The following is a 25,687-nucleotide window of genomic DNA, read 5'->3' as shown; positions in this document are numbered from 1 at the left end:
TTTTGCTGGTGCTGGATGACCGGTTCGGTGAGCGCGATGACGGCCAGGACCAGCAGGATGGCGCGCAGCGGTGAATGCAGTTTCAGCCCGCGCCAGAACCATCCAACCAGCGCGAGGGCGGGGATGAGGAGGAAGTATTCCGGGGCGGTGAAGATCATGCGCTAGCCCTCCCGGCGGTGAATTTCCAGGAAACGAGGAGGGCGGCGATGAGCGCGAGGATCCAGACGCGCCAGAGGGGATCGGGTTGGGTGTGGCGCTCGATGGTGGATGGGTTGGCGATGGCGGTGGGATCGGATTTGCCGCAGACGGAGAAATCGGCTTCGCGGGTGTCGGCGAAGAAGACGGCGGCGTCGAGGAGCGTGGTTTCGTTCTGGCGGATGATTAGGAAGCAGGGAGTGGCGGGTGCCAGGCTTGTGGAGGCAGGCGGGGGAAGCTGCTTGCCGGCGAGGTCGGTGGTGGCGATTTGGAGCGGGAGGTCGGGGGCCGAGGTGATTTTGATGGGTTGGCCGGTTTCGAGATTCGCGGAAGTGGAGGCGACCTTGGCCTCGCGGATGGACTCGGCGAAGCGGTGGAGCAGGACGATGAAGGCGGGCTGGTTGGAGGCGTTGGAGAGGCGCAGATCGAAGTTGAAGCAGAGCTGGCGGGAGGGGGGCGATTTTTCAGTGGCGGGTTTCTCGCGGAGGAAAATTAGCGGGCGCTTTTCCTGCCAGAGAAGAACGGTGTCACTGGGAAGTCGATCGAGCTCGATGGTCTCGCGGACGAGCAGGGATTGCCAGTTGAGGCCGGCGAGCAGCGGGTGGGGCTCGGCGAGGATGCCGCCCTTGAGATACGCTCCGCTGCGGGTGTTGTCCTCGACGAAGATGACGGAATTTCCCGGCGGCAGCACCGGGTCGAGAGGGTCGTAGGACGTGATGGAGAGATCGGCGGTGGCGGCGTCGTTGGTGGGGGTGGCTGAGTCGAGGGCGCGGAGGAGTTTTTCAGTGAGCTCGGCGAAGGCGGGCGAGGTGGCGGTGAAGAGTGCGAGGGACTTGGGCTTGGGGGCGACGAGCGGAAGCGTGTCGTCCAGCGAAAATCGGTCTGGGGTGAGAACCAGACGGACATTTTTCGCATCGGCGGGGAAGGCGGATTGCAGGGTGACGAGCGCGCCGGGATCGAGATGGATCTTGCGTGGCTCCGTGCCGCCGGTGGCGGTCTGGATCGACCACGTGCGATCGGCCGCGGTCTTACTGTAGTTCCGGACGAGCACCCGCCAGACGAGCGCGCCTTCCTCGGTGGCGAAGGTGACTCCGGTGAAGCCGACGTTTTCCACCGGAGCGCCGACCGCGATGAGGCGGGCCTCGAAGGGCAGGGAGTCCGCCGGGGTGTCGGTCAGATAGATGACGGTGCCCTCGCGGGAAACGAGGGACCGCGCGAGGCGGAGCGCCTGCGTGGGATCGGTGAGGCCGTCGAGCGGTTGCCATTTTTCAAGAACAGCTTTGAGTTCATCCACCGACGCTCCGGCGTAGAGGCGCGGACGGTTGGGCGCGGATTCGATGACGGTGAGCTCAATTGAGGAGGCGGGACCTTGGAAACCCGGAAGCTCGGCGGTCAGGCGGGCGATGGCTTCGCTCTTGAAGACGCCCATCGACGCGGAGGAATCCAGCACGACGGCGACGCGCTGGACGCTGCCGGACTTTTGAAAGCGAGGTTCTGCCAGAAACCATGCGAGTAGCAGCACGGCGAGCAGTTGCATCCATAGCGGGATCGACGGAATGATCCGCTCCAACCGCCGCCCGCTGGCGGCGTCGCGGTGGGCGCGATCTAGCAGGAATAGTGTGGAGACCGGGAGTTCGACGGCTTTCCGCTGGAGGAAATGGATCGCCAGCACGGCGGGGATGCCGAGCAGGGCGAGAAGTCCGAGTGGATTTGCGAGCGTGAGCATTGATTCTGCCATAATTTCATGTTGGTTCGAGTGCCCGCGCGGGCACAGCTTCGCGGAAGAGGGCGGTAGCGAGATCCTCCTCCGCCGGGATGCGGGCGAAGGCGGTTTGGTGGCGGCGGGTGTGCTGTTTCCAGAGCGCGAAGTGGTTGACGTAAGCTTCCTGATAGCGGCGGAGCGTGGCGGGCTCGATGCGGTGCGGGTGATGGGAATGCCGCTCGGGATCGATGAACTCGTAATTTCCCGACCATGCGGGGCGGGCTTCGGTTTCGAGGAAGGGAGAGAAAATGAAGACGCTGCTGTGGCGTTGGCCGAGGTGGCGGAGGATGGGCTCGGGATCGGCGGCGAACAACAGGTCGGATAGAAAGACGCGGATCGCGTTCGCACGGAGCGGCAGGCGGGTGAGATCGGGCGCTTTCGCGGAGTTGGTGGCGGGCAGCGCGCGGGCGGTGTCCAGCCATTGGTGGCTGCGGAGCGTGGCGGGATCGAGCGCGAGCGTGGCGTCGCCGCGGACGGCGTGGAGCGCGAGCGAGGCGCCGGCGGCTTGCGAGCTTTCGGCGATCAGATAGAACAGCTCGGCGGTGCGGGCGGCTTTTTTCTCGTCGAAGAACATTGACTCCGAGGCGTCGAGGATCAGGTCCACGACGGGCCGGACTTCCTCGCGGAAGAGCTTCATCGTGTAGCTGCCGGTGCGGGCGTAGGCCTGCCAGTTGATGTGGCGCGGGTCGTCGCCGGGCGAGTAGGCGCGGTGGTCCTGGAAATCCATCGACGATCCGGTGCCGCCGCCGGCGAACTCGCCGGTCTGGCCGCGCCAGACGCGGGAGCGCAAGGGCAGGCGCAAGCGTCCGGACGCCGCCAACGCGTTGGAATGACACTGCTGGAGTAACGCGGAGGTCATGGAGCGGGAACGGCGAGTCCGCTTTCGGCTTCCTTGATGATTTCCCGGTAGCCGCGGAAGGCGATGGCGGCGGTGGCGAGCAGCAATGCGAGGATGATGAAATCAACGATCATCACCGCGGTCAGAAGCTGGTTTTTGTCGAAACTGCTTTCGTCCGCCATCGTGATGAAGATCGGAGGATTCCAGATGAAAAGCCAAAGGTAGTTTTCGTGATTGTTGATGTTGGCGAAGATGGCCGGGATGATCGTCAGGATGACCGAGGCCAACAGGAAAACGAGGAAGTTGGTGAAGCGCTTGCTTTCCTGTTTGCTGAAATTCGCCGCTAACAAGGCGGGGAGCAGGATGCCGCCAACAATGGCGAGGGTGTAGATCGCGATTTCCGTCATTTCTGAGGGACTGATGGCGGGGCGTGCGGTGGCGAGAAAACCGGCGGTGCTGACCGCGAGAAGCAAGATGGAATAGAAAACTCCGGCGGGCCAGCCTGGGAGGAGGAAAGCGGCGGCCAACCGGCCCGGCAGGCCGCGTTTCAGGAACGGCGTGTAGATCGGAGGCAGCAGGTTGGACGGTTCTGTCAGCGCCGTGATCACGGCGGGAGCGAGGATGATTCCGAAGATGAGCAGTGGGACGTGAGCGTCCACCAACGGATGGAATCCGACGGCGACGGCGACGCACGTGAGTCCGAGCGCGATGAGGCGGCGGAGGGTTGAGTGGTTTTCGGCGGCGGGTGCGATGATGGAGATGCCGTGGGAAAGCGCGCACCAACCGAGGTAGGTGATGAAGCAAAGATAGGAGAGAATTCCGACGCGGGACTCCCAGTCCGACAGCGTGCAGAAGCTCATGAAGTTGTTAAAGCCGCCGCGGAACAACACTGCCGGGATGATCTGGAGCATGAAAATGAAACCAATGACTGGCAGGATCCGGGCGAGCTTCGCGTTGGTCCCGGACATGCCCACCATGACTGCGGTCAGGGCCATGGAGGTCAGGAAGATCAGCGAGAGGAAGACCAGTTCGCCTAGCAGGATCATACCGCCGAAGAAGTAGCGCAGGATCAGGTAGGGAATGATCGTGATGAGGATGAGCGCCGTCTGGCTGACGATGGCGATCCATTTTCCGAGGACGATCCGCGAGGCGCTCAGCCGGGTGAGCGCCATCATTTCAATGGTGTTGCCGGTGATTTCCGAAGACAGCGCGGTGACGCCGCGCATCGGCTGAATGAAGAGCGCCGCGATACCGAACATCGTGAAGATCACACCGGATGCGAATGACCCGGCGCTATCCATGCTGGATGCGGCGCTTGAGGAAAGGAGAATGAAACCTAGCAGGATCTGGAAAATCAGGAACAGCATCGTGAAGCTGCGGGCGCGCAGGCCCTGGCGCAGCTCCTTGACGAGCATCGGCGAGAGCTTGTCGGGGAAATCGGTGAGGTGGGTGATCATAAGTAAGGGATTTGAACATTGAACATTGAACGTCCAACATCGAACGTTGAAGGGAAGAGAAGTTGCTTCTTCATTCGATGTTGGATGTTGGAAGTTCGATGTTCGACGTTCCCGAAGGAAGCGGCGGCGGGAGTGCGGGCTTGCCGGAGTCGAGGCGGCCGATGATGTCGATGAAGGCGTCTTCGAGGTTGCGCTGCTCGCGGTGGAACTCGGTGATGCGCAGGCCGTCCTTGACCATGCGGGCGAGCACGTCGGCGGCTTTGGTCGGGTCCTCGGTGTCGATGCGGATGCGGCCGCCTTGTTTGCGGGCTTCGAGGAATTCGACGTTCGGCTGGAGCACGCACCAGTCGGAAACGGAGTCGGGCTTGCCATCGACCTGCACGTCGTAAAGCACGCCGCCGAGCGTGTCGGATCCGCGGCGCAGGGTTTCCGAATCGCCGTGGTGGACGATGCGGCCGTTGTTGATGAAGAGCAGCGAATCGCACATCTCGCCGAGCTCGGAGAGGATGTGGGAGGAGATGAAAATCGTTTTTCCTTCCTTGGCTAACACCCGGATGAGGTGCTTGAGTTCGACGCGGGCTTTCGGATCAAGACCGGCGGCGGGCTCGTCCATGATCAGGACCTGCGGGTCGTGGAGCAGCGCGCGGCCGAGACCGAGGCGCTGGGTCATGCCTTTGGAAAGCTTGTTGGAAAACCGCTCCGCCAACGGGACGAGGTCGGTGAAATCCATGACCTCCTGGATGCGCTGGCGGCGTTCCTTGCCTTTGTAGCCGAGCGCGCGGGCGTAGAAATCCAGATACTCCAGCACGGTCATGTGCTCGTAGTTTCCGAAGTGGTCGGGCATCCAGCCGATGAGCCTTCTCACTTCCGCCGGATGGTGGACGACGTTGATCCCGCAGACTTCCGCCGAGCCAAGCGTCGGATAGTCGAGCGTGGCGAGGATGCGCATGGTGGTGGTTTTCCCCGCGCCGTTGGCGCCGACGAAGCCGCAGACCGAGCCGTGGGGAACCTCGAAGGTGACGCCGTTGACGGCCTGGAGATCGCCGAAGTAGCGGTAGAGATTGTTGACCTTGAGAGCGGACATGGAGGTGTAAATGCTGAGATTCTGAAAAGCTGAAAAGCTGAAAAGCTGAAATGAAGAGGACGATGGAAGAGGTCGAGATACTGGTTTCTGAAATTTCAGCTTTTCAGCTTTTCAGCTTTTATCCACGAGGGGACCTGTGATGACGGTGCGGGTTTCCTTCCACTTGATGCCGGGGTTGGTGCCGATGCCGGGGGCTTGGGTGGTGAGGGCGATGAAGTGGCCGGGCCGCTTGGTGGCGGTTTTGAGGAACTGTTTGTTGCGGGCGGCGAAGGCGTTGATCTCGCGGGCGAGGGCGGGATCGACCATGGATATTTCCACCGGGGCGAGGATGAAGCGCTTGCCGGCGGTGATGCCCTCGGCGCGGTGCCATTGCTTGGCCTCGTCGAGATAGAAGAGCGTGTCGATGGGAAACTCGAAGGTGGAGAGGCAGGTGCCGGGCGTGTCGGTTTTTTCGATCCGGCCGCGGGTGGAGACGACGGCGGATAGAACGTGGCCGTGCTCGGAGCGGCTTTGAAACCAATCGCCGGAGGCCTGGAGTTTGCCATCGGCGGGCTGGAGGTTGAAGCTGCCTTTCGCGCCGGAACCATCGGTGAAGCGGGCCCAGCGACTGGCGGCGATGGCCACGGGCTGGAAGGTGGACGGGGTGTCGATGGTGAAGCGCGAGCCGGTTAGGACGCCGGTGCGGCAGAATTGCTCCTGATGGAGATAGGCGGCGTTGGCACCGACGTCGGGGCGGACTTCCATCAGCACGCGGCGCATGCCGTTGCCGCCGAAGCCGTCCTGCACGATGATCAGGGCGATGAGGATCAGGCTGGCTCCCAGCGAGATGATAGGCGTGGTGATGAAGAGTTTGTGGCGTTGGCCGGATTTCGCGAAGACGAAGAGGTTCACCGGTCCGACGAGGATACCGAAGGCGATCAGGACCATGACGAACAGCGCGTAGCGGAAGGTCTGTGCGCCGAAGAGATCCTGGAGCGGCCAGGATTTTTGGAAATCGCCCTGCTGCGAGACTTGCTGCGGCTTGGTGGCGTTGGTCGCGACGAGTTTCACCACTGCGGGGGCGTCAAGTTTCAAGTCCGATGACACGGGACGGATAGCGACGGTGCCGAAGCTTGTTTCAGCCGGGATGCCCAATGACGCCGCCGTGGCGGAGCCAGTCGAACAAATGACTAACTGGCCGCCGAGCCGGAGCCACGAGAGGATGGCGTTGCGTCCGCCGGGCGGGATGTTGGACCAATCACTATCAGTCATGATCACGCTGTCGTAGCCGGAAAAGGCGAGCCAGTCGTCGGGCAGTTGCTTGGGATCGAACTTGGCGGCGAACTCGCTCGAGCCGCGGCCTTTCGCGGAATTCGCGCTGTCGAGCGAGGACGCGTTGGGGGTGAACAGCGCTTCGCTGAGGAGGACGGCGGGTTGGCTGGCTTCGATCGTGGAGCGGATCGTGTTGCCGGCCCTGCCCATGGAGCCGCCGAGTGTGGCCGCGACATGGGTGCCGCCGTAGGATTGGCCCGGCGGACTGAGGGGCACGAGGATGTCGCGGGTGATGGTCTTTCCGCCGCTGGCCGTGAAATTGAAGGACGAGGTCGTTTGCAGATCGTTGTCATAGTCCGCCTTGCTCTTGAACTCGATCCAGACGTTGCTGTCGTTTTTCAGGTTGTTGGCGATTTTCACCCGCACCGGCAAAAAACCGCCGGGTGAGGGCTTGCTGAAAAGGGCGATCACCTCGACGTGGGTGTCGGTGACCGGATCGAATACCAGGCGCATCATCGTTTCCTGGGCGGAAACTTGCAGCGCTAGCGCGAGGAGGAGGAAGTGGCGGAGCATGGCGGTGAGAGTTAGGCTTGGCGGTTGGAAACCGCCGCCACGAGGACCTTCGGCGTCGCCGCGGCTTGGAACGGGACTTCCTCCAGCAGCGCGCGGACGATGTCGTTGGTCGTGTGGCCTTCGACGCGGGCGTTGTAATCGAGCACGATCCGGTGGCGGAGCACGGCGGGGGCGATCGCTTTGACGTCCTCGAAGCTGGCGTTCAAGCGCTCCTGCATCAGAGCGCGGGCCTTGGCTCCGGAAGCGAGGGCGAGCGCGGCGCGGGGACTCGCTCCGTAGCGGATGCCGCGCGCGGCGGCGGATTGGCCGGGGTGGCTGGCATCGACGAGGCGGGCGATGTAGTTCGCCACCACGTCCGGCAGATAGATCCGGCGGACGAGTTCGAGCAGCGTGCCGAGGGTTTCCTCGCTCATCACGGGATCTACCTGCGGGTCGGTGCCGAGTTCGCGGTGGGAAACGATGCGCTGGAGCGTGGCGACGTCGTTGCGGGTGACTTCGAGTTTGAAAAGGAAGCGGTCGAGCTGGGCCTCTGGCAGCGGATAGGTGCCTTCGAGCTCGATCGGGTTCTGGGTCGCGAGCACGAAGAACGGCTTCGGCAAATCGTGGGTTTTCCCGAGCACCGTTACGCGGCGCTCCTGCATCGCTTCGAGCAGGGCGGACTGGGTTTTCGGTGAGGCGCGGTTGATTTCGTCGGCGAGCACGATGTTGGTGAAGAGCGGTCCCGGTTGGAAAATGAACTCGCGGCGGCCGTCGATTTCCTGGAGCACCGGATTTCCCGTGATGTCGCCCGGGAGCAGGTCGGGCGTGAACTGGACCCGCTTGGTGCCGAGTTTCAGCAGTTTGGAAAGCCCCTTCACCAGTTCGGTTTTGCCCAGTCCGGGCAGGCCTTCGAGTAAAATGTGGCCGCGGGCGAGCACGCCGGTGATCACGAGATCGATGAGTTCCTCCTGGCCGAAGAGGACCTGGTTCAGCCCGCTGGAGAGCGAGCGGAGGTGTTTGGCGGCATCGGCGACTTCCGTTTCGGTGGCGTGTTCCATGGATTTCGCCGTGAGACTAATGAAGCTGCCGCGTTTGGGAATGGCGAAGGTGTGAAATTTGCGTGAATCGGCGCGAACTGAGATTGGCCGGAATGTTCCTGCTGGAGTTTTTCCGCAGCTCTTCCAGCATGCGCGCATCATGAGCATTTCTCCTACAGATTATGAAAAACTCGGGCAGTTCTATCTGGGACGCGGCTACGATCCGGAGACGAAGAAGGTGCGGGATGATTTGATCCTCTATGATTCCAAGGATCTCGTGACGCACGGCGTGGTGCTGGGGATGACGGGCTCGGGGAAAACCGGGCTCTGCCTCGCGCTGCTGGAGGAGGCGGCGATGGACAATATCCCGGCGATCATCATCGATCCGAAGGGCGACATTTCGAACTTGCTGCTGATGTTTCCCGATCTCGACGCGAAGAGCTTCCGCCCTTGGATCAATGAGGACGATGCGGCGAAGAAGGGCATCACCCCGGACGAGCATGCGGCGAAGACGGCGGAAATGTGGAAGACCGGCCTGGCCGAATGGGGGCAGAATCCGGAGCGCGTCGCGACGCTGCGGGAGAAGGTGGACATCAACATTTTCACTCCCGGCAGCAAGGCGGGAATTCCGGTTAGCATCCTGAGTTCGCTGGAGGTGCCGCCGTTTGAAATCATGGACGACGCCGAGCTGCTGGGAGAGCGGGTGGAGAGCACGGTCTCGTCGCTACTCTCGCTAGTCGGGGTGGATGCGGATTCCATCCAGAGTCCGGAGGCGGTCTTGGTCGCGGCGATTTTCCAGAACGCCTGGGCGGCGGGGCAAAACGTGACTTTGGAAACCTTGATCCGGCACATCCAGAAGCCGGCCTTCGACAAGGTCGGGGTGATCGATCTGGAGTCGTTCATGCCGGAGAAATCCCGCCAGACGCTGGCGCTGAAATTCAACAACCTGCTCGCCTCGCCCGGCTTCGCGAGCTGGCTGGAAGGCCCGCCGCTCGACATCGCGAAGATGCTTCACACGCCGGCCGGCAAGCCGCGGATCTCGATTTTCTCCATCGCCCATCTCGGCGACACCGAGCGGATGTTTTTCGTCAGCCTGTTACTGAACCAGATGCTCGGCTGGATGCGATCGCAAAACGGCACGACCTCGCTGCGGGCGTTGCTCTACATGGATGAAATCTACGGCTACCTGCCGCCGAGCGCGAACCCGCCGTCCAAGCGGCCGATGATGACGATCCTGAAACAAGGCCGGGCTTTCGGGCTGGGATGCTTGTTAGCGACGCAGAATCCGGTCGATCTCGATTACAAGGCGCTTTCCAACATCGGCACCTGGTTCCTCGGCCGCCTGCAGACCGAGCGCGACAAACTTCGCGTGCTCGACGGGCTGGAAGGCGCGGCCGGATCGCAGAACGCGAAGTTCGACCGGGCCGACATGGAGCGGCTCATCTCCGGTCTCGGTAACCGGGTTTTCCTGATGAACAATGTGCACGAAGACGGACCTGTTATTTTCCACGTCCGCTGGGTGATGAGTTATCTCACCGGCCCGCTGACGCGCAGCCAGATCAAGCTGCTGATGGACCCGAAGCGCGGGGAATTCATGAAGATTCCCGCTCCGGTCGCCGCCGCGAACCCGATGGGCATGCCGGGGATGAATGCCGCGCCGGTCGTTGCATCTTCACGCCCGAATGTGGGTGCGGGGGTGACTGAGATTTTCGTGCCGGCGGCGGGCGATGGGACTGATACGACCTATAGACCCTATCTGTTGCGCAAGGGCGTGGTGCATTTTTCCTCGGCCAAGGCGGATCTCGAGGGCTCGCGCACGGTGCGGCTGGTGAACCCGATCACCGATACGGGCATTGATTGGGAAACGTCCATAGAGGCACCGGCCAAGCTGGTAGAAGCCGAGCCTGCGGCAGGCGCGGGCTTTGCCGAGTTGCCGGGATTCGCGATGAACGCGGCGAACTACAAACAGGTGGAAAAGGACTTCACCGAGTGGCTCTACCGAAACGAGCGGGCGGATGTTTTCTCCTGCCCGGCGGTGAAAGCCTGGTCGCAACTCGGCGAGAGCGAGGCGGATTTCCGCGCCCGCATCATCCACCAGGCGCACGAAGCCCGCGACGCCGGCATCGACAAACTCCGCGCCACCGCCGCGAAGAAAGTTGCCACTCTCGAAACCCGCCTGCGCACGGCGGAGGGCCAGCTCCTGAAGGAAAAAGCCGAGTCTAATTCCGCGAAGATGCAGGCGGGGGTTTCGGTGCTTGGCGGCATTCTCGGCGCGTTTTTAGGCCGGAAAGCGGGACTTGGATCGATCACCCGCGGCACCTCCTCCATCGGCAAAGCGACCAGCGCCTACAAACAACATCAGGACGTCGCGAACGCCGAGTCGAAGATCGAAGGAGTCGCCGGGGAAATCCAAGCCATCCAGGACGAACTCGAAGCGGGCATCGCGAAATTGACCGAGTCCTTCGACCCGGCGTCGCTGCCGCTGGAAACCGAGTCCGTCAAGCCGACGAAGACCGACGTGAAGGTGGAAACCGTCGCACTGCTTTGGCTGCCGTTTGACGCGAGAGGGGGGAAGGCGTGGTGATTTAAAAACCTCTTGCCCTCGGCGGAATGTCCCGCCAATCTGCCGCGCACCAAGGCGGCTTGGCGGAATTGGTAGACGCGCTCGACTCAAAATCGAGTTCTAACGAGTGTGGGTTCGAGTCCCACAGCCGCTACTTTTCACGCGACTGCGACAGCCGGTATTTCCCCGACACACGCAGCAATGGCCTCTCCCGATACGACCTCCCGCACCATCGGAATCATCGCAGGCAGCGGCGTTTATCCGGAGACTTTCATCGCCGAGGCGCGCCGGAAATCCCCGGGCATCCGGTTGGTGGTGGTCGCCTTCCACGGCGAAACGAAGCCGGAGCTGGAGCAACTCGCGGACGCCACCGAGTGGGTGCGCGTGGGCCAGCTGAGCAAGTTGATCAAGTTTTTCCGCCGCGAGGGCGCGAACGAGGCGGTGATGATGGGGCAGATTTCCCCGAAGAATCTCTTCGATCTCCGGCCGGACCTCCGCATCCTGATGATGCTGGCGCGGGTCAAGGAACGGAACGCGGAGACGCTGTTCGGCGCAATCGGCGAGGAGCTGGCGAAGGACGGAATCACGCTGCTGCCGGCCACGACTTTTCTTGAGGATCATCTCCCGGGACCGGGGCATGTTTGCGGCCCGGCATTCAAAAAGCGCCAACTCGCGGATGCGGATTTCGGGTTCCGGATCGCCAAGCAAACGAGCGCGCTCGACATCGGGCAGAGCGTCGTGGTCCGCCACGGCACGGTGCTGGCGGCGGAGGCATTTGAGGGCACGAACGCCTGCATCAAGCGCGGTGGCGAACTCGGCCGCGGCAAGGACGTGCTGCTAGTGAAGGTTTCCAAGCCGAACCAGGATTTCCGTTTCGATGTGCCGGTCATCGGCCCGCAGACTATCGAGACCTGCGCCGCTGCCGGGGTGGGGGGCATCGCCATCGAGGCGGGGAAGACCTTGCTGTTGGAGAAGGCGCGGGTCGCCGAGCTTTGTGACAAGCACGGGATCGGCATTCACGCGGTGTAGCGGCGATCACCGGTCGCCACTAACGGATTGCAAGACTCGCGGCGACCGGTGATCGCCGCTACGGCAGCAAGTCCGTGTAAGTCCCCGGATCACTGCCGGGAATCTCGATCGCGCCGCAGTTTTTCGCGTAAAATTCCTTGGGTCCCACGCCGCCGATGATCGCGTAGGCGTAGCCGATGTCGCGCAAGCCTTCGAGCGCTTTGAAGAGCAGCGCCTTGCCCAAGCCGAGCCCGCGGGCGTTTTCCGAAACTCCGGTCGGGCCGAAAAATCCGCGCTGCGTCGTGTCGTAACAGGCGAAGCCGAGGATCTCTTTGTCGCGGGTGGCGATGAAGCAGGCGATCGGCTGGCGGGTCATCGCGACTTCCACCTCGCTGACCCATTTTTCCGAGAAATGCGCTTTCGCGAAAGCCGCGACCGTGTGTTTCTCGAAGGCCCGCGCACGGCGCAGCGTCACGCCTTTGCTGGCGGTTTCCGCATAGAGTGACGCCGATTCCGGCAAGTCGTAAAGGCGCACCAACATGTCGATCATGCGCGGAGTAAAAGGCCGGGCACGCGGCCGGGGAAGCTTGATTTCAAGACGGCTGGTCGTTTTTTGTCGAATTTCACGCGCATCCATGGATCGCGTTGCTTGTCAGTTGACCTGATCCGGCCAGCCCCGTAGCCTGCCGCCGTTCTTGCAATTTTACCTATGAAAACACCAATTACCGTCTCCATCACCGGTGCCGCTGGCCAGATCGGCTACGCCCTGTTGTTCCGCATCGCCTCCGGTTTCGTCTTCGGCCCGGACCAACCGGTCAATCTCCGTCTGATCGAAATCGAGCCCGGCTTGCCCGCGCTGCAAGGGGTCATCATGGAACTCGACGACTGCGCTTTCCCGCTGCTCAACGAAGTCGTCGGCACCGCCGATCTCGACGAGGGATTCAAGGATGCGAACTGGTGCCTGCTCGTCGGCTCGGTGCCGCGCAAGGCCGGAATGGAACGCGCCGACCTGCTCGGCATCAACGGCAAGATTTTCACCGGCCAAGGCCAGGCCATCGCCCGCAACGCCGCCAAGGACGTCCGCGTGTTAGTGGTTGGAAATCCCTGCAACACCAACGCCCTCATCGCCATGAACAACGCCGCCGGCATCCCCGCCGACCGCTTCTTCGCGATGACCCGGCTGGATGAAAACCGCGCGAAAAGCCAGCTCGCCAAGAAGGCCGGCGTCCATCAGTCCAAGGTCACCAACCTCTGCATCTGGGGCAACCACTCCGCCACCCAGTATCCGGATTTCACCAACGCGAAGATCGACGGTCGCCCGGCCACCGAAGTCATCACCGACCACGAGTGGCTCAAGGGCGAGTTCATCGCCACCGTCCAACAGCGCGGTGCCGCCGTCATCAAGGCGCGCGGACTTTCCTCCGCCGCCTCCGCCGCGAACGCCGCTCTCGACACCGTGAAGAGCCTCGTCAACCCGACTCCTTCCGGGGACTGGCATTCCGTCGCGGTCTGCTCGGACGGTTCCTACGGCATCGAAAAAGGCCTGATGGCCTCCATGCCGATCCGCACCATCGAGAACGGCAAATGGGAAGTCGTCCAAGGCGTGCCCGTCGATGCCTTCAGTCAGGAAAAAATCGATTTCACCATCAACGAGCTCAAGGAAGAGCGCGAGGCGGTGAAGGATCTGCTTCCGGGATAAATGTGTTCCGGCTGTCTCAGCCGGAACACATTTCCCCCATTACTTCTGCATGACCCTAACTTTCCAACTCGCTTCCTTCCTGCTGATCGCATCCGCGCTCCATCTCCATGCCGCGCCGCGTGCATGGAAAAGCGCCGACGGCCAGCGCTCCACCGAAGGCGAGCTGGTTAGTCGAAACGCCACCAGCATCACCATCCTGCGCACCAAGGATAGCAAGCAGCTCACCATCCAGCTCGAACAACTCGCCCCTAACGACCGCACCTGGATCAACGCCAACCATCCCCTCGCCGGGACGAAAGCACCCGATGAATCCGCCGTTTTCGATACTCTGGCATTCGGCGACTCCCGCGAAGCCGCCCTTGCCAAACTCAAGGCCAGCAAGTTCGTGGAAATGACCACCGACGAAACCTTCGTCGGCCGCTCCGGCCTGAACGGCATTTTCCGCACCCGCCGGAAAATCGGTGCCCTCAACGCGATGCTCTATTTCGACTGGACTGAAGACGGCAAGCTCAAGGAAATCACCCTGCAAACCGCCCCCCTCCCCGCCGACTCCTACAAGTCGGAGCTCGAACCCAGCTGGAAGGAATTCATCGAACTGCTAGGAACGCTTCACGGCAAGCCCGTCCAGAATGGACCATTCCCCCAGATGGCGACTCTCGCCGACGGCTCGTTTTCACCCACCCACCTGTGGAAACTCGGCAGCCTCGGCAGCGCCCTGCTAGGCACCGCCCGCGACGGCGCGAAATACCAAGTCGTCGTGCGCTTCACCGAGAAAGAGATCCTGCCGGTGGAAGTCCCGTAACGTTTCCCGGCGGACTCCGGCCTTGATCGACCCATCGTCAAGACGACCTGTTTGAGGAGACTGGCACCAAGTTATCTCCCTTTAAGAGATACAAGCCGTTGCCCCTTCGGACGACCGCGCAGGTCGATCCACGCCACTCAGGAGGCGGCCTTCACGCTGGCTTCTAGCTCACGGGCGAAATCACTGGCTTCGTTCTCCTCCACCAGTTCCACCACTCTGGAGGAACGAAGCACATCCTTCGCCTTGGCGTAGTCCTTGCGCTGATCTCCGGAGGGCTCGCCAAGCAGAAGATGAATCTTCGGGCGTTCGGGCGAATCGGCGAGGAATCGCGTGAGACTCTCCCAACGGTAGGCTTTGTTACGGATCGTCTCACCTTGCTTGAGGTCGAACGAAAGCGGCTGATACACGTTCCAGACGCCGTTTTTCCATGCCTGGGGAAACAGATGCGTCGCCAGCGGAGCGGTGATCTCGTGCGAGGAGACGTGAGGCTTCACTTGGGGAGACTCAAAGGCCCGGCTGTAGATTTCCCTGTAGATCACGGCGTCGTCGCGGCGGGCCTCCTCCACGGAATCATAGTGGCGGGCGACAGCTTCGTGAAACAGCGCCTCCAACTCAGCAGCCGGAGAATCCGTGAGACCACCACCGGAGAGGCTCCACTGGAGGGCCGCGTCGTCGTGGGGGATCACTTTGAGGGCCAGATCCCGGGCGCTTTCCGGAGTCTCGGGAAACACCATTTCTGCCTGCTGCGCGGCGAGCTGCTCGGCGAGTTTCTGAAATTGCGTGTCGATCCTGCCGATCAACTGCCGGTGGTCCTGTTGCTGGAATCCATGGAAAAAATGGCTGAGCCGCTGGTATTTCTTGGATGCCTTGAATCCCAGAAACCGGCTTTCGGGTGCCCAAAGCAGCACGCCCACGTTCGCGAACTCGCCGGAAAGCGGTTCGTGGACATAGCGGAGAAAGCAGAAACTGTAGCGTTCGAGACTCATGGGCGGCTAACCTCGGTCAGCACACGGAAGAAATCGTCCGTGGCGGCGGCGAGTTTCGTAAGATACGCTTCGAGTCGCGGCAAGTCCAGATCTGGATCGACCATGCCGACAGCGATTTCAGAGGACAGGCGACCGGAAGGCTTGCCGAGCCACCACTCCTCGAAGGTATCCCAGAGATTTCTGCCGAGAATTCCCCCTGCTGCAATGGCTGGTAAATGACCATGGAGGCAATGTCGGGCCAGCGTTTGGCGGTCCAAGGCCGTGAACCACGGTCTTGCATCACCTTCCCGCGTCCGCAGGTGAGCGAACGCCTTGTCGAAATCGAGCAGTGCCAGTTCCTCCCCACGCCACAGCAGGTTCGGATTGTCCGCCATGCGATCGGAGTTCTGCACCATGGCGTCGAAGGCATACGCCGTTTCGAGAGACTCGTCCGGAATCGAGCGCGGCGCACTTCCCTGAATCCAAGGTTTCCAGCCGTCACCGAGGTGAATAGTGCCGACATTCCAACCGATGCTTTGCCGAATGAGTTCCGCTCGGTCTGGAAAATCGGCAGCGCTCCAGTCGAATCCTTCCTGAAGTTCCACCAGCACCGGCTCAGGACAGATCAGCCCGAGTTCACGGGCGAGCAGGAGGGAAAACAATTCCTTCAGCATCGCATCCGGCCGATCCGCGTAGCCCGCCCGGGATTTCACCACCACCGCGCGCCGTTCACCGCCATCCTCCGGTTGCGCCAGCACGAGAAACGGTCGGTTCAAGCCACGCTCCATCGGGCGGCGAAATTGAACGGCGGTGAATCTTCGAATCAGCATAACGTGGCGCGTTTTAGTCGGAGCTAAAATCCCTATGGCTCATCCCGTGCCGGCACCGAACTCGGAATCGGAATATCCATTTCTGACAGCCGCTGCGGGGAAAAATGGCCGCTGAAGGCGAGACCAAGAAGAATCATCGCGAACACCATGGGCCCCAGCACGCCGGGAATTTGGCAGTGGTCCGTAGTCCAACTGATCACCCACAAGACCGCGGCGGATGTCATCAGCCCGATGAGGAGGCCATTGATTGTTCCGGCAGCCAGTCCATACAGAGTGATGTCCTCAAAATGGCCACCGCCGATTTGACTCCCGAACAAGACCATTACCAGTGTGCCTCCGACGACAACGGGCCAGGACTGCTTGAGGTGCATGATCAGGTCCGATGTGTCAAACAGTTGGAAGCCTGCCGATCCGTCCAGGTTGGTGACGAGCGAAACGTGCGGCCTCTGCCCGGCAATCTCGCTTTGGAGGGTTTTCCATGCAATCGCGAGCAAGCCAAGGGCGAGCCCGTCGAGCAACATCCACGTGGTGCGGGGGAGATGAATTCCCATCAAGGGATTCATGATCGCCGCCGTGATGACTAATCCGAAACAGAGAGGGAGGGAAATGTGCGGCAAGGGCGGCAGGATCTGGGTTTGCCTATTCACGTAGTCAAAGATCCGCGAGTTTTCATCGTCAATGTCCGCCACTTGTGACGAGGATTGGACGTGCTTCAAAGTCCCGGTGAAGCGATTGAACCGGTCTGCGGCGGAAGGATCGAGTGTGCCGATTTCGACCATGCCGTCCGGACGAGCGAGCATGAGCTTCCGGCAGGGCTGGAGAAACACACCTGCGGAGTAGAGTAAGCCAAGCGAAAGCAGAAATTTGAGCACCCCGTATGCCGCAATCGGCAGCGGCAGCAGCAGAATGAGCAGGATCAGTGCGCAGCCGATCAAAATGCGGGGGAAGGGCTTGGTCTCCGTGTTCATGGGGGGGGGCGCAGATGGGATCTTCGATAGGATTTTTGCCAACCGCATCACGCCACAGGATTCGCTGTTACGGAAGCGAATTCCAGTAACCGGGCCGCACCCGATGGAAGCCAATGGGCACGCGGCCACGCCGCTGAGGGCAAAATGGCGAGGACAGCGCTTTGTGGCGGGGAGACTCATGGTAGCCTCGGAGGCACCTCCGCCCCCAACAGGGGGGTCGCCGATAGGCGGAGGCAGACCGTGGGGCTCGGGACCCGCCACCAAGCGATCCCGCAGGCAATTTGACCGGTCTGAAAAGGAGGGACGGGCGGGTATTTCCCGGCTGGTCCCGGTCTTCCGGGGGATGCGCCGGAGAGAGTCTGAAGGAGCCGTGGTCGGTGCGAGGCACGAGCAGCCGGGTAGGCGGATTCAGTCTCTCGACAAGCCTGGCTGTGTCTGCGGGGGCGTTGCGGGGGCGTCCCCGCTGGAAGGCGTAGGGCCGCACGCAGTAGGCCCGAGGGGAAGGCTTTCCCCACCAAATGAGCGGAAATGCGGAATTCAACAGATTGTGAGACTTTGTCTCGCCATCCATGGACGTCCATGATCCTTTTAAGCGTCTTGAATTACAGGGATGCAAACAGAATGCTGAGGAACCAACTGAATTTGGAACACGCGGTGAAGAACAGGAACACGCCCCATCATTCTCAAATGAAACCCGGCAATCTCACCTAATAAACATTTTATGAAAATTCAGAAATCATCAATACTTAGCACAATGTTGCTTGTCCTTTTTATGCTTATGTCATGCGGCACCGAGGTGTCTGCAGAGGATGCAATAAAGAAGGTTTCGATCGAAAAACTAAGAAAAGAAGCAGATGAAGGAAATTCAAGTTCTCAATATTGGCTTGGCGTTTGTTACAACCAAGGCGGAGGAGGTGTGAAGCAGGATTACGCTGAATCTTACAAATGGTTTCGTAAAGCCTACGAGGCAGGAAGCGATGATGCCGCCTACATGCTTGGATTATGCTACAAAAAGGGCGAGGGCGTGGCACAAAACTACTCTGAGGCAGTGAAATTATTGAGTAAATCCGCTGAGCGAGGAGATTCTGCATCTCAGTATGAAATGGGAGATTCCTATTTTAAAGGGTTAGGTGTGCCACAAGATGGCGTGAAGGCGGTGGATTTTTGGCGGAAATCCGCAGAAAATGGAGATTTTATGGCACAACTGTCGCTTGGACTTTGCTACGCAAATGGAAAAGGCCTTTTGAAGGACCCAGTGCAAGCCTATATGTGGCTCGACATAGCGGCTCATGACGGCCGCGTTGGAGGCGCTGTAAAGCAACGTGAACTGATAGCGCAAAACATGACAAGCGACCAAGTTGCTGAAGCGAAGAGATTGAGCAAGGAGTGGAAATTGAAAAAGAAGTAAATGACGACCCACGATTGGATGATTCATTTTTTGAATACAGATATTTAGGGCTTTGACCACAAATCCGAATCATTCAGATTAAGCGATGACCAAACGCGCAGCATGATCGGCGCGAGTTTCCCCTTGTGAGCCATCTCGTAACTGAGCGTGAGGGATACCGCCCCGTTGGAGAAGGGGGCGTAGTATTGCTCCACCCTGACCGGGCCGTTGGTGCCTGTGCGCCTGTAGCTGATCCTGTAAGCTCAGTAATTGGTGTCCGCACGGGTCTTGGTCACGGCGACTCTGTCCTTCTCGACCGTTAAGACCGGCATGTTTGCAAACTCTTCGCGTGCGCCTTTCGTGGTTTCTCCAAGTCGGCATCGGATAAGTCGCGAGTTCCCTTTTGGGATAGCTTGGCGTCGGAGAGAATGCTTAGACGGATGCTGCAATACCCATCCGGTGACTTCCGGGTGGAGGAGGATGCGCCGTGACACCAAGGGGAATTATTTAAGTAAGCCAATTACTACAAAGAACCAAGTAATGAGTGGAAATTACAATCCTGACAAATCTGACGAGACTTTCAGAAAAATTGCGGAAAAGCCTTTTTACGTTGGACTCTGGAGCGGTGGGGTTGGAGCGGTGAGCGCCGTCACTGGACTGCTGCTAAAGTCTATTGGAATCGATTTTAGATCAGTAATATTAGAAATCGGGATTGGAGGAGTTGTAGTTGGAGGGTGCTTGTATGGGATATGTGCGATAGTTTACCTGGTGATCAAATTATGGCACGCGCTTGCAGCCTTGGGCGTGGAAAGTGAGTCAGAGTTGCACGCATTTGGGTGATGTGAGGCCGTTTGAAGAGCCGGTGGCCGGACCGGAGGCAGGGAAAGGGAGATGTGCTACGGGGCTATCGCCACAGAAACCGCTTTGCCTTCATCGAGAATCACGAGCTTTCCCGTCGCCAGTAAAAGTGCATCTTTAGGTGGCAAAAGAAGCCGTGTATCGATTTTGTCAAATTCGTCCACTTTGAGTGTTCGGCCATCAAGAAGCTTCAAGAGTTCACCTTCACGTTCAACTGTATTAATAGTGACGTGAACGAATTCGACGGATTTGGCAGCTTGTGGAGCGTGCATGAGTTCGCACTTATATGACTGTTTCCCTTCGATCCAGATCTGCCATGAGGCACCATCCCTGAACAGAACACACTCCTGATTCAAACTGACCAAACCAATCAAACGAGCAGCTAGCTTCACCACCGCTTGATTGCCAAGAAGCAGGCTGGTATCATTCGTCTTGCTTATCGTAGATACGTAGGCACTGGCAGCGGCGGGCTGCTGCCGATCGAGCAATTGCTGAATGGCTTCTGGATCCCCCTCTCTTAAACCGCGCCGTAAATTACGTTCGATTAGCGCCTCGGTCTTTCGTCTTCTTTTTTCCGAAGGAGTTTCCTGCTTTTGCTGTTCAGTGGTACGCGCATCAGTAATTTCGGCAAGAGCGATTGCTGGAAACAAAAAGAGGAGAGTGAGAGCGAGGTGACGTTTCATTTTTCTACGGGCCATAAACCAAAGAGTAGCACTAAGGATAGAATGGGATGCTTCATGGGACCGGTTTCCACTCTGAACTCATATACTGAGCACCTGAAATCGCAGAAGGCGTCATTCTGTTGGAAAGTTTTTCCAGATGTTTTTTTGCCTTAGATTGCCCAGATGTAGAAGCCAAATTATACCACATGTAGGCATACTTTTGAGATTCCTCATATAAATCTATGTAGAATTTAGAACCGAAGTTGGCCCCATATTCTGATTCAAATTGGTGATTATCTTCATAATCTTTTTGCTCAAGAATGGACTTCACATCATAATAACGCCCTAGTTGAAATTGTGCATCGGCATCTCCCCGATTCGCGGCTTTCTCGAGCCATTGAGCACCTTCCTGATTATTACGCGGGACACCATGTCCCTCAAGGTAGCAGCCACCGACCCTGTATTGCGCATCAAGATATTTTTGTTCTGCGGCTTTCAGATACCATTTGAACGCTTCTACTGGGTTCTTGGCTACGCCTATGCCTTCAGAGTAGCAAATCCCGAGGTTGTGCTGAGCTGGCGCAAAACCTTGATCAGCGGCCTTTCGGAACCATTTGACTTCTTCCGCGTGATCCAGTTTCACCCCTTTACCAAAATGGTATAAGCCCGCAAGTTCCGACTGTGAGGCCGCATCACCTTGCTCGGCGGCAGCCCGGATCTGAGCGATTTTCTCGGCTGACGGCTTGTCCACGGCAAAAACTTGCGATCCGCACAGGCAAAGCGCTGAGACGGCAAGCGGCAGAAGACAGCGGGAGAACGGCTTTGACGGGGGCATTGATAGAGTCCTAGCCAAATGGGGAACTCACTCCAAGTTTTAAATGGGGAAAATCTGGCAAACGGCGAGTGGTCGATGGTGGGAGGTTCAGAGAAGTCCCGGTCGGCGGTCAAATGGAGAATGAGAAAGAGGCTGACGGGCATTTTGCCGCTGTTGCGTGCAAAGCATGGCCTGGTGGTGGTCTGGACACACGGAGCCGGAAAGGGAGCAACAGCGACCGGCGGCTCGGTGTGGACAGGCGGCGTGGTGCGGAGCGCTATTGGCAGGGCGGTGGCGGCGGATCTGGAGTCAGTCGAGCGGAGCGAGAGCCGCGGGAGGGCGGCCTTGCTGACTGCGGATCGGCCGGGTGGTGTGCGCGGGGGAAATGCGAGTGCCAACGAGCCATGCTTGCGAACTGGCGCGGGAGCTGCCGCCGTAGGGCACTTGTGACTTCGTGGTAATGCTGCCGAGGTATTTCCGCGAGTCACGGTAGTTTCCCAGCGGATTGTTTCTTGTTTCGTGTTGCAGTGCGTTTCGTATTGTAGCGGCACCATTCAAGTATCAGCCCAACGAAATCAAAATTCCCTAAGTCACTCAGGGCAAGCAACTAGGAAGTTGGCAGAGTGGTCGATTGCGCCAGTCTTGATAAACTCCCCTTCAGGCCTGAGACTCCGCCCATGGCCGAGCCTGATCTTTTCTCCTTCTCCCCCGTCCCCAGCCCGCAGGATCGAATGCGCGAGCTACAAACCTCGCTGCAGCACCACGACCAGCTCTACAACCAAGGAAATCCCGAGATCTCCGACGCCGAGTTCGACCGCCTCTACCGCGAGCTCGAAACCCTCGAAGCGACACACCCCGCACTTCGCGACCCCAACTCGATCACCCAGCGCGTCGGCGGCGCACCGATCGATGGCTTCCAACAAGTCCGCCACCCCGTCCCGATGCTCAGCATCGACGACGTCTTCGAACTCAGCGCCGAGGGCGTCGAAAAGGCCGGAGCCACCTGCCCCGAGCAGGAACTCATCGACTTCTACCGCCGCCTTCAGAAAAACCTCAAACGCGACGACGTCCCGGTCACCATCGAGCCCAAGATCGACGGCGTCGCCGTTTCCCTGCTCTATAGGGACGGAAAACTCGCCTACGCCGCCACCCGCGGCGACGGCCAGACCGGCGACGACGTGACCCACAACGTCCGCACCATCCGCAGCATCCCGCTGGAACTGCATGCGGCGGAGCGAGTCACCGACGAAGTTGACGTTGGAAGTCTCCTTCCTTACATTCCCAGACATGGACGGGATCATTCAAGCACAGCAACTCGCGGAACGCCTTCGCAAAGCCCGGCGGAAAGCCTGGCTCAGCGGCTTAAGGCTGACCTCGGAGCAAGCGATGGAGCAAATGTTCAGGAACGGCTCCGACAGGAAGCCCAATCCGTGGTATCATGGGCCGAAGAAACCGGACACCTCCTCGATTCGGAGAGATTCGGCGGATTCGCCGCTGGTTACCCTTCGTTAGGCGGTCAATCCGAGCACGTCGTCTTCCACCTCGCAAAGGTCGGCCGGGTGATCAAACTCACGATCGCCCCCACGTTCGGAGCGCAGGAAGACGGCCTTGCCTACCTGCGGAATCTCAACGCGGCCAACCGGCTTTTCGCCGATGACATCCGGTTCCACGGAATCCTGCGAACCGCCAAAGGCCCGTCGCTCGTGACCTCCCAGCCGTTCATCGATGGCACCGAGCCGAACTCCGCCGAAGTCGCGTCGTGGTTCAAATCCAACGGCTACCATTCCACCGGCCACAACCGCTGGAAAAACGACGAGTCCGGCGTGGAGATCGCCGACGCCCATATCGGCAATCTCATCAAAACCGCGGACGGCGAACTCGTCCCCATCGATCTCCAAGTCCTCGATCCGGGCGAAGCCCTTCCGTCATCCGAAATTCAAAATTCAAAATTCAAAATTCCAGCAACGCTGGAAGTCCGCGGCGAGATCTTCATGCCGAACGAAGCCTTCGCCGCGCTCAACGCCGAGCGCGACGAGGCCGGCCTGCCCACCTTCGCCAATCCCCGCAACGCCGCCGCCGGCACGCTCAAACAGCTCGATCCGAAAATCGTCGCCAAGCGCCCGCTCGCCTTCCTCGCCCACGGCCTCGGCGCTTACGACGGCCCGCCGCTGGAAACCGAGCACGAATTCCACGACCTGTTGGAATCGCTCGGCATCCCGCAAAACCAGCCGATCCTCAACGCCCGCAATCTCGACGAAGTGCTCGAAGCCGTCGCCCGCATCAACCGCGAGCGCCACGCCCTCGACTACGGCACCGACGGAGCCGTCATCAAAGTTCTCGACCGCGCCGAGCGCGAGCAACTCGGCTTCACCTCCCGCGCCCCGCGCTGGGCCGCCGCCTACAAGTTCCTGCCAGAGCAGAAGGAAACCACGCTAAACAACATCATCATCCAGGTCGGCCGCACCGGCGTGCTGACACCCGTCGCCGAGCTCACGCCTGTCCTCATTTCCGGCTCCACCGTTTCACGCGCCACGCTCCACAACCAGGACGAGATCGACCGCAAGGACATCCGCCTCGGCGCGACCGTGCTGGTGGAAAAAGCCGGCGAAATCATCCCCGCCATCGTGAAAGTCATCCGCCACGCGGAAGGCGCTCGGCCTTACTCGCTCTACGACAGCGTCCACGGGAAATGCCCGTCCTGTGGCGGACCTATCAGCCAGGAGGAAGGCTTCGTCGCCTGGCGCTGCACGAATTTCCAATGCCCGGCCCAGGCGGTCACCCACATCACCCACTTCGCCTCCCGCAAGGCGCTCGATCTCGAAGGCCTCGGTGAAATCGTCGCCGAGGCGCTGGTCCGCCACGGCCATTGCCAGACGCCGCTCGACCTCTTCCGCCTCGACGAGGAAGCCCTCGCCAACCTCAACCTCGGCACCGAAGAATCCCCGCGCCGCTTCGGAGAAAAGAACGCCACCAAAGTCATCGCCGCGCTCGAAGCCGCGAAATCCAAACCGCTCCACCGCTGGCTCTATGCGATGGGCATCCGCCAGCTCGGCGAGTCCGCGGCCAAAGAGCTCTCACGTTTGTTCTCCAGCCTGACAGATCTCACCACTTCGAATGTTCTTCGAACCATCGCCGAACGTGGCCTCAAGGACACTTGGCTGAAGAGTAATCCTGTGAATCCCAAAAAGGAGACGATTTCCAAAGAGGAAACGGATCGTCGCAAAAAAATCGCAGCAGAGTATAAACCGAGGGTCGCGGAATTGGCCGATGAACTCTCACCTTACTCGATCAGTCCGGAGCTTGGAGGAGTGGCCGCACAAAGCACTCTGGACTACTTCGCTTCCGAAGCTGGTCGGCATGTGCTCGAGTTGCTGAAAACATTGCAAATCGATCCAAAATCCGAAAATTACGCACCTAAATCCGCCGAGGCCGATCTATCCGCCCTACCGCTCGCCGGAAAGACCTTCGTCATCACCGGCACCCTCAGCATCGACCGTGACGAGATGAAAGCGCTCATCGAGAGCAAGGGCGGCAAGGTGAGCAGTGCGATCTCCGCCAAGACCCACTACCTTCTCGCCGGCGAAGGAGGCGGCTCGAAAAAGATCAATGCCGAAAAACTTGGCGTTCCAGTCATTGATGAAGCAGAGTTCGACCGTCTCTTGAAGGACAAATCCGAATGAGTCCTGCTATTTTCCCCTCCCTCACAAAATCCCGCCAAGTTATGTCAGAAGTCATCCGCGAATTCTTGGTTCAAGGCTCAGAACCATCGCCCTACAAGGTGGCCTTCAAAAAAAATGGCCCTGATCTGACAGCTACCTGCAGTTGCCGTGCGGGAGTGAACCGCCTTTTGTGCAAACACCGTCTCTCGATTCTCGATGGCGACAATGGTGCTGTTGTGAGCGAAAATACCGATCAAGTTCCTGAAGTCGCGTCGTGGCTTAAAGGTAGCACCGTAGGCGAGGCAATTTCAGAGGTCGTCGCCCTTGAAGCTGAAAAGAAGCTCATTGAAGAAAAAATCAAACGGGCAAAAAAGCTAGTGGCGAAGGCATTGATTCAATGAATCGAAAACCAGCTACGTCCTCGCCGGCGAGGGCGACGGCTCGAAGCGCGACAAGGCGGAGAAACTCGGCGTGCCGATTCTCGACGAGGCGTCGCTCGCATCCATGATCGAATCCTAACGCATACCCCGGCGCTTGGGCATCTGATGGTGAGCTCAATACCCCCAGCTCTCGTGCCGCACGGGCAGGCGGTTGAGGGTTTGCTGGTGGGAACGCCATTTCGGGTGGTGCTGGTCCATGAGGGATTGGAAGCGGGCGTTGTGAGTGGGTTCGAGCAGGTGCATGAGCTCGTGGACGACGATGTATTCGAGGCACTCGGGGGGCTTCTTGGCGAGGTCGGTGTTGAGGCGTATGCTGTGGGTTGACGGATTGCAACTGCCCCACTTGGTTTTCATGCGCTGGACGAAGATCCTGTCCACTTTCACGCCGAGTTGTTTTTCCCAACGTTCAACAAGTGGGGAAACGGCTTCGCGGATTTGGTGGCGATACCATTCCTCCACGAGTTCCTGGCATTTCTCACGGCTGGTGCCGGGCCGCACTTGGAGTTGCAGGCGTTTGTGGCGGAGTTGGATGCTGGGCGGCGCGTCGGCTTCGGTGACGTGGAGGAGGTAGCGCTTGCCCCAGACGTAGTGGCTCTCGCGTTCGAGGAATTCACGTGGGGCTTCGCGCTCCTGCTCCCGCATCTTTTTCTGCTCCTGGCGAATCCAACCGAGCTTGGTGATGGCGAAGACGCGGATGCTGTCGAGGCTCATGTGCGACGGCGCGGCGATGGTCACGCGACCGGACGGCGGATGCACGCTGAGATGGACGTTCTTGATGTCCTTGCGAACCACGTCCACGGGCATTTCACCGAGCTGGATCTGCTGGGAGGGCATCAGTATTCGGTTTGGGCAATGA

21 protein-coding genes and 1 tRNA gene are annotated in these 25,687 nt (G+C 59.8%); 9 read left to right on the top strand and 13 right to left on the bottom strand.

Annotated elements, in window-relative coordinates; all coding sequences use genetic code 11:
* Positions 1 to 154 precede the first annotated feature (154 nt).
* The 6 genes from AC4DF4_RS09790 to AC4DF4_RS09765 form a co-directional block, all read right to left on the bottom strand.
* Positions 155 to 1,921 (bottom strand): vWA domain-containing protein, encoded by a 1,767-nt coding sequence (locus AC4DF4_RS09790; RefSeq protein WP_490047941.1) that lies wholly within the window; start codon positions 1,919 to 1,921, stop codon positions 155 to 157.
* 16 nt (positions 1,922 to 1,937) lie between these two features.
* A complete protein-coding gene (locus tag AC4DF4_RS09785; protein WP_490047940.1) occupies positions 1,938 to 2,816 on the bottom strand; it encodes a DUF58 domain-containing protein in 879 nt (292 codons plus the stop codon).
* On the bottom strand, positions 2,813 to 4,252 hold the full coding sequence (locus AC4DF4_RS09780; protein ID WP_490047939.1) for a hypothetical protein: 1,440 nt from the start codon (positions 4,250 to 4,252) through the stop codon (positions 2,813 to 2,815). Before AC4DF4_RS09780 ends, AC4DF4_RS09785 begins: the two co-directional genes overlap by 4 nt.
* A gap of 70 nt (positions 4,253 to 4,322) precedes the next feature.
* A complete protein-coding gene (locus tag AC4DF4_RS09775) occupies positions 4,323 to 5,336 on the bottom strand; it encodes an ABC transporter ATP-binding protein (protein ID WP_490047938.1) in 1,014 nt (337 codons plus the stop codon).
* A gap of 111 nt (positions 5,337 to 5,447) precedes the next feature.
* A complete protein-coding gene (locus AC4DF4_RS09770; protein ID WP_490047937.1) occupies positions 5,448 to 7,160 on the bottom strand; it encodes a hypothetical protein in 1,713 nt (570 codons plus the stop codon).
* 11 nt (positions 7,161 to 7,171) lie between these two features.
* Positions 7,172 to 8,197, bottom strand: coding sequence for an AAA family ATPase (locus tag AC4DF4_RS09765; RefSeq protein WP_490047936.1), 1,026 nt, complete (start codon positions 8,195 to 8,197; stop codon positions 7,172 to 7,174).
* Between the two features lie 139 nt (positions 8,198 to 8,336).
* On the opposite strand from AC4DF4_RS09765, the gene AC4DF4_RS09760 reads away from it, so the two are divergent.
* From AC4DF4_RS09760 to AC4DF4_RS09750, 3 genes are all read left to right on the top strand, one after another.
* The gene (locus AC4DF4_RS09760) at positions 8,337 to 10,760 is read left to right on the top strand and encodes an ATP-binding protein (RefSeq protein WP_490047935.1); all 2,424 of its coding nucleotides are present in this window, start codon (positions 8,337 to 8,339) and stop codon (positions 10,758 to 10,760) included.
* A 53-nt stretch (positions 10,761 to 10,813) separates the two neighbouring features.
* A tRNA-Leu gene (locus tag AC4DF4_RS09755) sits at positions 10,814 to 10,893 on the top strand.
* Positions 10,894 to 10,940: 47 nt separating this feature from the next.
* A complete protein-coding gene (locus AC4DF4_RS09750; RefSeq protein ID WP_490047934.1) occupies positions 10,941 to 11,768 on the top strand; it encodes an LpxI family protein in 828 nt (275 codons plus the stop codon).
* Between the two features lie 58 nt (positions 11,769 to 11,826).
* Here the strand turns inward: AC4DF4_RS09750 and AC4DF4_RS09745 are convergent, their stop codons facing one another.
* Entirely contained in the window at positions 11,827 to 12,297 is a 471-nt protein-coding gene (locus tag AC4DF4_RS09745) for a GNAT family N-acetyltransferase (RefSeq protein WP_490047933.1), read from the bottom strand.
* Between the two features lie 159 nt (positions 12,298 to 12,456).
* On the opposite strand from AC4DF4_RS09745, the gene AC4DF4_RS09740 reads away from it, so the two are divergent.
* Complete coding sequence (locus tag AC4DF4_RS09740) at positions 12,457 to 13,446, top strand: malate dehydrogenase (RefSeq protein WP_490047932.1); 990 nt, start codon at positions 12,457 to 12,459, stop codon at positions 13,444 to 13,446.
* A 49-nt stretch (positions 13,447 to 13,495) separates the two neighbouring features.
* On the top strand, positions 13,496 to 14,248 hold the full coding sequence (locus AC4DF4_RS09735; RefSeq protein ID WP_490047931.1) for a hypothetical protein: 753 nt from the start codon (positions 13,496 to 13,498) through the stop codon (positions 14,246 to 14,248).
* A 137-nt stretch (positions 14,249 to 14,385) separates the two neighbouring features.
* On the opposite strand, the gene AC4DF4_RS09730 is transcribed toward AC4DF4_RS09735, so the two are convergent.
* The 3 genes from AC4DF4_RS09730 to AC4DF4_RS09720 are packed head-to-tail and all read right to left on the bottom strand — an operon-like array spanning position 14,386 to position 17,191.
* Entirely contained in the window at positions 14,386 to 15,234 is an 849-nt protein-coding gene (locus AC4DF4_RS09730; RefSeq protein ID WP_490047930.1) for a DUF3037 domain-containing protein, read from the bottom strand.
* Positions 15,231 to 16,043: a HipA family kinase gene (locus AC4DF4_RS09725; protein ID WP_490047929.1), complete on the bottom strand. Its 813-nt coding sequence runs from the start codon at positions 16,041 to 16,043 to the stop codon at positions 15,231 to 15,233. The genes AC4DF4_RS09730 and AC4DF4_RS09725 overlap by 4 nt, the downstream gene beginning before the upstream one ends.
* Before the next feature lie 32 nt (positions 16,044 to 16,075).
* Positions 16,076 to 17,191: a hypothetical protein gene (locus AC4DF4_RS09720; RefSeq protein WP_490047928.1), complete on the bottom strand. Its 1,116-nt coding sequence runs from the start codon at positions 17,189 to 17,191 to the stop codon at positions 16,076 to 16,078.
* A gap of 541 nt (positions 17,192 to 17,732) precedes the next feature.
* On the opposite strand from AC4DF4_RS09720, the gene AC4DF4_RS09715 reads away from it, so the two are divergent.
* Together AC4DF4_RS09715 and AC4DF4_RS09710 are read left to right on the top strand one after the other, a co-directional pair.
* The gene (locus AC4DF4_RS09715) at positions 17,733 to 18,419 is read left to right on the top strand and encodes a tetratricopeptide repeat protein (RefSeq protein ID WP_490047927.1); all 687 of its coding nucleotides are present in this window, start codon (positions 17,733 to 17,735) and stop codon (positions 18,417 to 18,419) included.
* Positions 18,420 to 18,878: 459 nt separating this feature from the next.
* On the top strand, positions 18,879 to 19,238 hold the full coding sequence (locus AC4DF4_RS09710) for a hypothetical protein (protein ID WP_490047926.1): 360 nt from the start codon (positions 18,879 to 18,881) through the stop codon (positions 19,236 to 19,238).
* A 56-nt stretch (positions 19,239 to 19,294) separates the two neighbouring features.
* Here the strand turns inward: AC4DF4_RS09710 and AC4DF4_RS09705 are convergent, their stop codons facing one another.
* Positions 19,295 to 19,939, bottom strand: coding sequence for a hypothetical protein (locus tag AC4DF4_RS09705; protein WP_490047925.1), 645 nt, complete (start codon positions 19,937 to 19,939; stop codon positions 19,295 to 19,297).
* A gap of 52 nt (positions 19,940 to 19,991) precedes the next feature.
* Positions 19,992 to 20,669 carry a tetratricopeptide repeat protein gene (locus AC4DF4_RS09700; protein WP_490047924.1) on the bottom strand — a complete coding sequence of 226 codons (678 nt, stop codon included), beginning with the start codon at positions 20,667 to 20,669 and terminating at the stop codon, positions 19,992 to 19,994.
* A gap of 740 nt (positions 20,670 to 21,409) precedes the next feature.
* Between AC4DF4_RS09700 and ligA the strand changes: the two genes are divergently transcribed.
* A complete protein-coding gene (gene ligA, locus AC4DF4_RS09695; protein ID WP_490047923.1) occupies positions 21,410 to 24,412 on the top strand; it encodes an NAD-dependent DNA ligase LigA in 3,003 nt (1,000 codons plus the stop codon).
* A gap of 41 nt (positions 24,413 to 24,453) precedes the next feature.
* Complete coding sequence (locus AC4DF4_RS09690; RefSeq protein ID WP_490047922.1) at positions 24,454 to 24,792, top strand: SWIM zinc finger family protein; 339 nt, start codon at positions 24,454 to 24,456, stop codon at positions 24,790 to 24,792.
* Between the two features lie 153 nt (positions 24,793 to 24,945).
* Here the strand turns inward: AC4DF4_RS09690 and AC4DF4_RS09685 are convergent, their stop codons facing one another.
* Positions 24,946 to 25,665: a M48 family metallopeptidase gene (locus AC4DF4_RS09685; protein ID WP_490047942.1), complete on the bottom strand. Its 720-nt coding sequence runs from the start codon at positions 25,663 to 25,665 to the stop codon at positions 24,946 to 24,948.
* Positions 25,666 to 25,687 lie beyond the last annotated feature (22 nt).

The sequence above is a fragment of the Luteolibacter sp. genome (assembly GCF_058122085.1).
Note: the sequence above shows the minus strand (reverse complement) of the source record. Positions and strands in the feature narration are given on the sequence as shown.